General features: G+C 59.0%; 5 protein-coding genes and 4 pseudogenes. 2 read left to right on the top strand and 7 right to left on the bottom strand.

Features of this window, described 5'->3' with window-relative positions; all coding sequences use genetic code 11:
- Positions 1-205, bottom strand: a pseudogene (locus XH79_RS07285) (recombinase family protein); the annotation flags it as partial.
- A 1776-nt stretch (positions 206-1981) separates the two neighbouring features.
- Here XH79_RS07285 and XH79_RS07280 point away from each other — a divergent pair.
- A pseudogene (locus XH79_RS07280) lies at positions 1982-2378 on the top strand (IS3 family transposase); the annotation flags it as partial.
- 475 nt (positions 2379-2853) lie between these two features.
- Here the strand turns inward: XH79_RS07280 and queC are convergent.
- The 6 genes and pseudogenes from queC to XH79_RS07250 all read right to left on the bottom strand — a co-directional run bounded on the left by queC (position 2854) and on the right by XH79_RS07250 (position 6827).
- Positions 2854-3550, bottom strand: a pseudogene (gene queC, locus XH79_RS07275) (7-cyano-7-deazaguanine synthase QueC).
- A 28-nt stretch (positions 3551-3578) separates the two neighbouring features.
- Entirely contained in the window at positions 3579-3941 is a 363-nt protein-coding gene (queD, locus tag XH79_RS07270; RefSeq protein ID WP_271581219.1) for a 6-carboxytetrahydropterin synthase QueD, read from the bottom strand.
- Positions 3938-4567: pseudogene (gene queE / locus XH79_RS07265) on the bottom strand (7-carboxy-7-deazaguanine synthase). Before queE ends, queD begins: the two are co-directional and overlap by 4 nt.
- Positions 4568-4593: 26 nt before the next feature.
- Positions 4594-5007 (bottom strand): hypothetical protein, encoded by a 414-nt coding sequence (locus XH79_RS07260; RefSeq protein WP_271581218.1) that lies wholly within the window; start codon positions 5005-5007, stop codon positions 4594-4596.
- A gap of 371 nt (positions 5008-5378) precedes the next feature.
- The gene (locus tag XH79_RS07255) at positions 5379-5576 is read right to left on the bottom strand and encodes a hypothetical protein (protein ID WP_271581217.1); all 198 of its coding nucleotides are present in this window, start codon (positions 5574-5576) and stop codon (positions 5379-5381) included.
- Positions 5577-6629: 1053 nt separating this feature from the next.
- Positions 6630-6827, bottom strand: a complete 198-nt coding sequence (locus XH79_RS07250) for a hypothetical protein (protein ID WP_271581216.1) — start codon at positions 6825-6827, stop codon at positions 6630-6632.
- Between the two features lie 106 nt (positions 6828-6933).
- Here XH79_RS07250 and XH79_RS07245 point away from each other — a divergent pair.
- Positions 6934-7483: transposase (locus XH79_RS07245; protein WP_271581215.1), on the top strand; the 550-nt coding region annotated here is incomplete at its 3' end.

The following is a 7483-nucleotide window of genomic DNA, read 5'->3' as shown; positions in this document are numbered from 1 at the left end:
GTTGTATGCCGCCGGCGGCTGAACGACCGAGATCATCATCGATCACTTCAATCTCTGGCCACCCGAGGGCTGTCAGCCGGTCTCGCATGGCGTATTGGAGCGCGCTGCTCTCGCGATTGTGCAACACCTGATGGGCCGAGGATTGACGCACGTAAAGAATCGCCTTGCGCTCCAGATGATGAGGCCTGACCTTGTCAGAGATCATGATCGACCTCCTTCGCGGGCAGCGTTGCTGTCCTCGCAGCATGGTCGAGGATCAACTGTGTCATTAGGCTCGTGAGGGCCGCCCGGGCTTCCGCCGGCAACTCCAGCCGTGTGGGCGCGCCGATGGCGCCGTTCGATAGGCCACTCCCGAACAGATCCATCTGCTGCTGCGGCCGCGGTTGTCGATCGTGTCGGTATCCGCTCTCCCTGGCACTGCCGTTTGCCGTGACATGAGTCTCTCCCCGATTCTGGTCGTAAGAGGCTCTGGATGCGCCAGAAAGCAGGGCAGCTAATGGCGTTCGATCCTTCAACGCCAGATCGAGAAGCGTAGAGAGCGCCGCAAGTGCGTCAATGCTGACAAACGGCTGAGCTGTCAAAGGCTCAGCGTGAGGGCATGCTGCTCGATCGAACAGCCATGCTGGAACCTCCAACCATCGATCCGCTTGCGATCCATCAAGAGAGCAGCGGAAAGCGACATCATCAGCCTTCTCGACCCTTCCATGAACGCAAACTCGGCGACCAAACCAGGGATGATGTCGATAAAGAACCTTGCGAAGAACGGTTTTGTGGGCGACGCGGCTCGGATGGAACACGCCGTCCGAGTTCGCCTTGACCTGCGCCGGGATCTGGCGCTGCGGCTATGCCGAGGGCTCCGCGCCAGCTCCCGTCGCTACCACCGCCCAACCGGGCAAATCCAACAGCCGGGGCGAACTCAGGACTGGATAATACTTGGGGGCAAGGTCACCAGGGTTCAAACGTTGGCAACGAAACTGAAGGGCGCAATCTCCAGCTCGTTTGAACCACTTCGCGCGTCACATGCGAGAGCGAAATCTTCAAAGCTGCGTGAGGTTCACCTATTACCGCCGTCCACACTGATGCGATTGCCTACGAATACCTCAGTCGGCGCGCTTTGCGGTAAACTACGCGCTCGATCGTCGAATTAGTCATGGTGCTTCAGGGCAGCAGCACGATTTGAGCCGAACCGCGTTGCCGCGCTCTCTCCATGGCGCCCCTGCACGCCCTGGGGAAGGTCATTGGGATCTCCGCCCTGAATTCAGAGTCTTTGACTGAAATATTTGGCGATATGATCCGGAAGCGCCAATAGCGCCGTCCACTTGGCTTCTTCCCGTACTCGCGCTCCCATCGCGAAGTGTCAAGCCGCACATCACTGATGTTCGCTGATAGCCTCAAAGATTACAACCTTGCCTTAGCGACCGGGCTGCAGGGCGTCAATTCCTTCGTCTGGGAGGCTGCCTCGCCGTTGATGTTCTGAAGGTGGGCTCAAGCTCTCGCCAACGCATGCTGATCTGCGTGTCCGGATCCACTGCGCTCGCAGCACCACCGCCGGTGGATCGCGCCCTCGAGTGGCGACCACGCCAGCATGCGACTAAATTGTGAGTTAGGCAGCTTGTAGACTGCGCCGATGGCTGCGATTGCGGCAAGCTGCAAGGCTGTGACCGCGCGCATGATTCTGAGCCACCTATCGGATTCGGCCGGCACAAACGTTCGTATGAATTGGATAAAGATCCTTGAACACTAAAGTTGAGCTGCTTCAAGAAAGAGCGAGCTAGCATCGGCGAGGCTTTCTCGGTTTTTGGACGATGACGACAGTCTGTTTACTCTTCCGAACGCCACGCTGGAGGGGGCGTTTGTCAAACAAATGCAAGCGGTCGCAGCTCTGAAGGCAACAAGGGCGCCGACTGACCTGCCACTGCGTTCCTCCAGATCGAGTTAGAGTCCGGCCTGAAGAAGGACGGACAGATGAAGCGAGCATGCGGAGCTACGTAGTCGGTTGCGCGATCTCGCCAACGAGCGGCGGCGTTTCGGCTACCGGCGGCTGTTCATCTTGCTGAGGCGGGAGGGAGAGCCGTCGGGAACAACCGGATCTACCGGCTTTATCGCGAGGAAGGGCTCACCATCCACAAGCGAAGAACCCGCCGCAAGGCGTGGGAACGTGAGCCCCGATCCTGGTGGAGGCGATGCCCAACGCGCGCTGGTCGCTGGAATTCGTCCACGGCCAGTTCGCCAACGGGCGGCGCTTCCGCATCCTCAGCATCTTCGATGACGTGACCAAGAAATGCCCGGGCGCCATTTCGGATACGTCGATCTCAGGACGGCACGTCGCCCGCGAACTGACAGCGATCGTCGCACGACGTGGCAAGCCAGGAAGTGTCCGACCATGGCCCGGCCCGGCAGCCCGCTGCTGGGAGCGCCGTCCCACGACTTGGGTACGTTGAGAGTCGGTTTTACCGCTTTCAGAATGATGATGACGGAAATGGTAACGAGAAGAACATAGGCGAGGAATGCCGCGTACGCACCGATCGTGAGCGCCGCCATTTTGTTGTCGGCGACCGAGCCAGGATCAGGCCAAGGATAGTCGGTGACGAAGCGCGTGAAGACGGCCCCAACCACAGCACTCAGAAAGGCGATGATTGTCAGCAATCGGGAAGCCTTGCCATCTTCGTATTCGGTAAGTGCCTTGACTTCCGCCAGACTAGCCTTTGCCGAGTCCTGAGTGGTATCGATGGCCTCGGTCGGTATGTCCCAGCCGGCAAGCTTCTGTGCAAGTTCTCGAAACCCGGCATCCCGAACCTCCTTGCTAGTTGGCTTGCCCTTGCTCATGGTTCACGACCTCTAGCTGTTTTCGCGCTAAGTTGCCGAGGCGGTATAGCGTCGCCAACCATCCTGCCGCAAGTTGCAGGCGTCGCAAGTTCCGCATCCGAAACCCCAGGAGTGGCGCTCAGATCGATTCCCTTGATAGCACATGTGCGTGCGATCGATGATCAGGTCGACGAGATCCCGTCCACCAAGCGCTTCGGCGAGTTTCCAAGTCTCGGCCTTGTCGATCCACATCAGCGGGGTCTCAAGAACGAAGCGGGCTTCCATCCCAAGATTGATCGCGACCTGAAGAGCCTTGATCGTGTCGTCTCGGCAGTCGGGATAGCCGGAATAATCGGTTCACAAACGCCAGTCACTACATGCTTGAGGGCGCGTTGATGGGCCGTTATTGCCGGAAAGGTCAGGAAGACCAAGTTCCGGCCTGGCACGAAAGTCGCCGGCAATCCGTCAGGACGGGTGCCGAGCGGGAGATCGGCCGTGAGCGCGCTCACGCTGACCTGCCAAAGCACGGTTAGGTCTATGACATGGTCCTGGCCTAGTTTGGGCTTCCAATCGGGCTTCAGGACGGCCAGGCCGTCCCTCACGGCGCCCCGCCATTCCCGATCTCATGTCTCTGACCGTACCTGAATCCGATCGTTTCGACTGAGTCATAGCGCGACCACGCCCATGCGAGGCAGGTGGTTGAATCCTGGCCTCCAGAAAAAAGCACGAGTGCGGATGTTGTCATTTCCGATGACCCAGGTTGGCGCTGCGTCTCATGGTTCGTCACCTTCATATTCGGCCCAGCAATCGGCGGTCTCGAAGACCTTGACCGCGGAGAGTTGCTGCAATCGGGGTCTTATCCTGTCCCAGATCCAGATCGCGATGTTTTCCGCGGTCGGATTTTCGAGCCCGTGGATATCATTGAGGCAATGGTGGTCGAGCTGCCTCAACAAGGGCCCGAAAACCTCCTCGATTTCGAAGAAGTCTATCACGAAGCCCGTCTGCGGATCGACCCGACCGTTCAAGACGAGTTCGATCCGGTAGGAGTGACCGTGCATCCTGTGGCAGCGATGCGTCTGCGGCACGTTCGGCAGCCGGTGCGCGGCTTCAAACTTGAATGCTTGGGAAATTCTCATCTGATTCCGAGGTGTTTGTGACTTTGGACGCTGAGACGCCATTGGGATGAGACAGGCAATATTCGATGGCGTCGCGTGTACTAGCGACGACGTCGGGACCGTCCATCGGTTGGAGCAGGAAGTTCGCGAATTCAAGGTCTTCGAAGCGCTCCGGTGGCGCCTCGGGTTGCGGAAACATCAGCTTCAATTCGTTGCCGCTGTTGATCGCAAGTTCTGTGCTGGACTTGGGGCTGACACATATCCAGTCGATGTCTGCCGGAGCGGGCAAGGTACCGTTGGTCTCGATCGCTATTCGGAAGCCGCGCGAGTGGAGCGCTCGCACGAGATCATCGTCAACCTGCAACGGCGGCTCCCGTCAACACGCACAGGCGGTTTTGTTCGCCCCCGATCCATGCGCGTTCGACGGCATCATCCAGATCGTTCGCGCAGCTGTAAGGGCCGCCCTTCGTCCCGTCGGTGCCTACGAAATCGGTATCGAAGAAGCGGCACACAGCGCGGCTGCGATCTTCATCACGGCCCGTCCAGAGATTGCAGCCGGCGAACCGAAAGAAAACGGCCGGGCGGCCGGCTTGAAGACCTTCGCCCTGCAGCGTCAGGAATATCTCGTTGACCGCGTAAGAGCCCATCAGGACGCCTCAGTTCGCGCGCCGGATCAAGCGTACGAGATAGTGCGAAACGAGCCTGTAATCGCCTTGGTGTTTTGCAGCGCATGCCAAGGGCGGCGTTCGGTTTCGAAATTCCACTCCCCAGAAGGCCAATGCGTTTTCCCTACAAGCGACTTCACCCCATTCTCGAACTGCCTTTGCGACCGCGCCTCGTTGCGGATGGCCAGTTCGTCCATGACGTAGCCCATCGAGATCATTCCGACACCGCGTACCAGGCGGGAGGTTTTCGGCGTGTGGTCTCGCCAATCCTTTTCGAAGGTCCGCTGCACACGGCGAAGAAATGGCTGACCAGCTCCACTCCTGCAGATCCGGGGGCCTGTAATCCGCGGGAACGCGAGCGAACGGAATCGGCCGGGCGCCTCGTACTCGGAGATCAGGCCTCCGTAGGGCGCAATGACCATGAGCATACATCCGGCCACGCCGATCACGATGATGCAGACGGCGAATTCGAGCCAAGCAACGCGGCTACCATTTAACGGCTTCGTTTTGCAAGCACGATGACGGCGCGGCTGACCTGAATTAGCAGCATCGGCGTCAGGCTGTAGCCCGCGACAATGCTCCACATCGTGAGCGTCGGTGGCAGAAGTGGAAGACCTCTGTCATCGGCGGCCAGTAGAGAGGGACTGCGAGCAGAGGGCCGTACAGGCCGAGCGCAGCCCAGACCCATGGATTGCGCGTGAACTCGTTGACAATGGTACCGGAGCCGCTGCTGCGCATGGCTAAGACGTGCCAGAGTGTTGCGCGAATGCGACGGCGAGGAATGTGGTGGTGACTATGGCCTCGCCCGTCCAGCCGTGCCGAAACCGCCAGTGTCCCCGCGGTTCTCACGCTTACGAAGGAAGGCCTCATATCCCTCCGGGTCAACCTCCTTCACGCGGTTCAGCGCGCGCTCAGCCTTCAGGTCGGCGGAGTTGCGATGACGCTGTTTGATCTCATTTACTTTTGCTTCCATCTCTTCGAGCTGTCCCATTGCTGTTGGCACCAGCTAAGCCAATCTGCGCGCTTACTTCATTATCGACTTGCCGGTGGAAGTTCGTTTCAATGTCCTGAACCACCGACCCGCTCAGGGGCGCAAAGAATGGAAAACTTAACCAAGAGAACCCAATAGGGTTTGACATTGCTGCAGGTACGGGCCGACGCTAGGTTCGTCTGCCCGAAGGTGACGATATCCTTGGACGCCTCAGCCGTCGAGATGTTGGCGTTCTTCCGCTGCCAGATTCCAGCAAACGGCGTTCCAATCGGCCTTTGGTTCGACGACCGCGCAAAGACGGCGGAGAGCGTTAGGCGCGCTCTTTCCCGGCTAACGTTCGAAGCGTGCGCATGTCAACCCGTCCGTCCGCAGGCGTATCAATGTAATCAATTTGTATGTCGGACATCTCAAGAAACTCTGCCTTGGACAGAGCTTCTCTCGCGCTCGGTCTTCGAACGGAGAAATACCGTCGGCCGTACTCCGTTCGATGACACGTGATTGTGTAGGTCATGGGCCGACTCCGTTGAAGGACCGTGCTCCTGTTTTGGTCAATGAGTATGCTATCTCGATGTACCAGCTTCCTGTCGCCTAGTGCAGCTCTGAGCTCGGCTCGTCTGCGTAAACACTGTAGCCCTAGCATGCGACATCCCAACGGTCGTGGCACCTACCAGTAATGAGGGGGATCCTGCAACGCCGCTCAGTCAACCTGAACTGCCGCGTCCGGGCCTTTGATTGGGTTGTGAGTTCCATGCTCGGAAACAGCTTGTCGAGGGGTCGTCATGAGCCATACGGAAGAAACGAAAAAGCGGCGTGCTAGGCAGACGCGCCGCGCGACGCTCGCTCGTAGAGCCTACCGCGCCGGGCGAGCCGAGCCGTTGACGATAGCCTGTTTGTGTTGTCAGTCGGGATTGCTGCTCTAAATCCGAAATCGGAGAACGCAGGCGAGAATACGATTGATCAAACGATCCTTGTAAGGCAAGTGACAGCTCCGACTCCTGTTGAGTGCTCGGAATGCGGCGGCGGCGCGCAAGGACGAACTCCTGGATTCCGACGCTACCCCGTTATGCCCGTCAGCGCGTTCTCGAAGCCGCCCTCCACGAGGGCGGACAATTCGAGCCGCAGCATCTCGTCGCGCAGCCGATTGGCGACGCCGCGATCTGCTGGGCGAAGGGCGGCGGAATTGCGTTCATAGGGCCATATGAGGGCAACCGGCCATGTTTCCACGGTCGGCTTGCTCGCCAGTGCATCCATGGTCTACCCCGGATGACAGTAAGCGTGGCGCCGAGGCCCTTCAGATTGTTTGTGCGCAGACTTGAGAGCACCGTTAGAAGAGTCATCTTCGGCAAGGGTGCTCACAATGGACGACCATTCTGACGACATAAGACGACCGTTGTCGTCGCGTATCGAAGTGTATGCTGGTGCAGGTCGAAAGCAGTGGCCGGATGATTTGAAGGCACGGATTGTCGAGGAAAGCCTTGAGCCAGGCGCAGTTGTAACGGATATCGCACGCCGTCATGGCTGCCGGCCACAGCAGGTGCATGACTGGCGGCGCCGAGCGCGTTTAGGTCAATTGGTGCTGCGCGGCTCCGGCGGATACATTATCGTTCGTGCCTTTGATGTCGGAATCGGCGCCACCAGCGGCCGCGGAGCCCTCGGGATCGCGGGAAGCAGCAGTTGTTACGGTCGAGTTCCAGGGGGCACGAGTGGAGGTGCGCGGAACGCCTGGCCTTTCTGTGTTGAGCGATGTGTTCATGGCACTGCGACGGACACGTTCATGCTGACGCTGCCCGCGAGCCTCACGATTTACGTTGCGACCCAACCTGTGGACTTCCGGAATTATGCGGAGCGCACGATTATGTGGAGTGTGCGGCCGTTCAATCCGAGACCCACTTCGTTATCAACAGTTT

This window comes from Bradyrhizobium sp. CCBAU 45389 (assembly GCF_028128625.1).
In the GTDB taxonomy this organism is placed as follows: domain Bacteria; phylum Pseudomonadota; class Alphaproteobacteria; order Rhizobiales; family Xanthobacteraceae; genus Bradyrhizobium; species Bradyrhizobium liaoningense_B.
The sequence above is the reverse complement of the archived record's forward strand: the minus strand, read 5'-3'. Positions and strand labels throughout refer to the sequence as shown.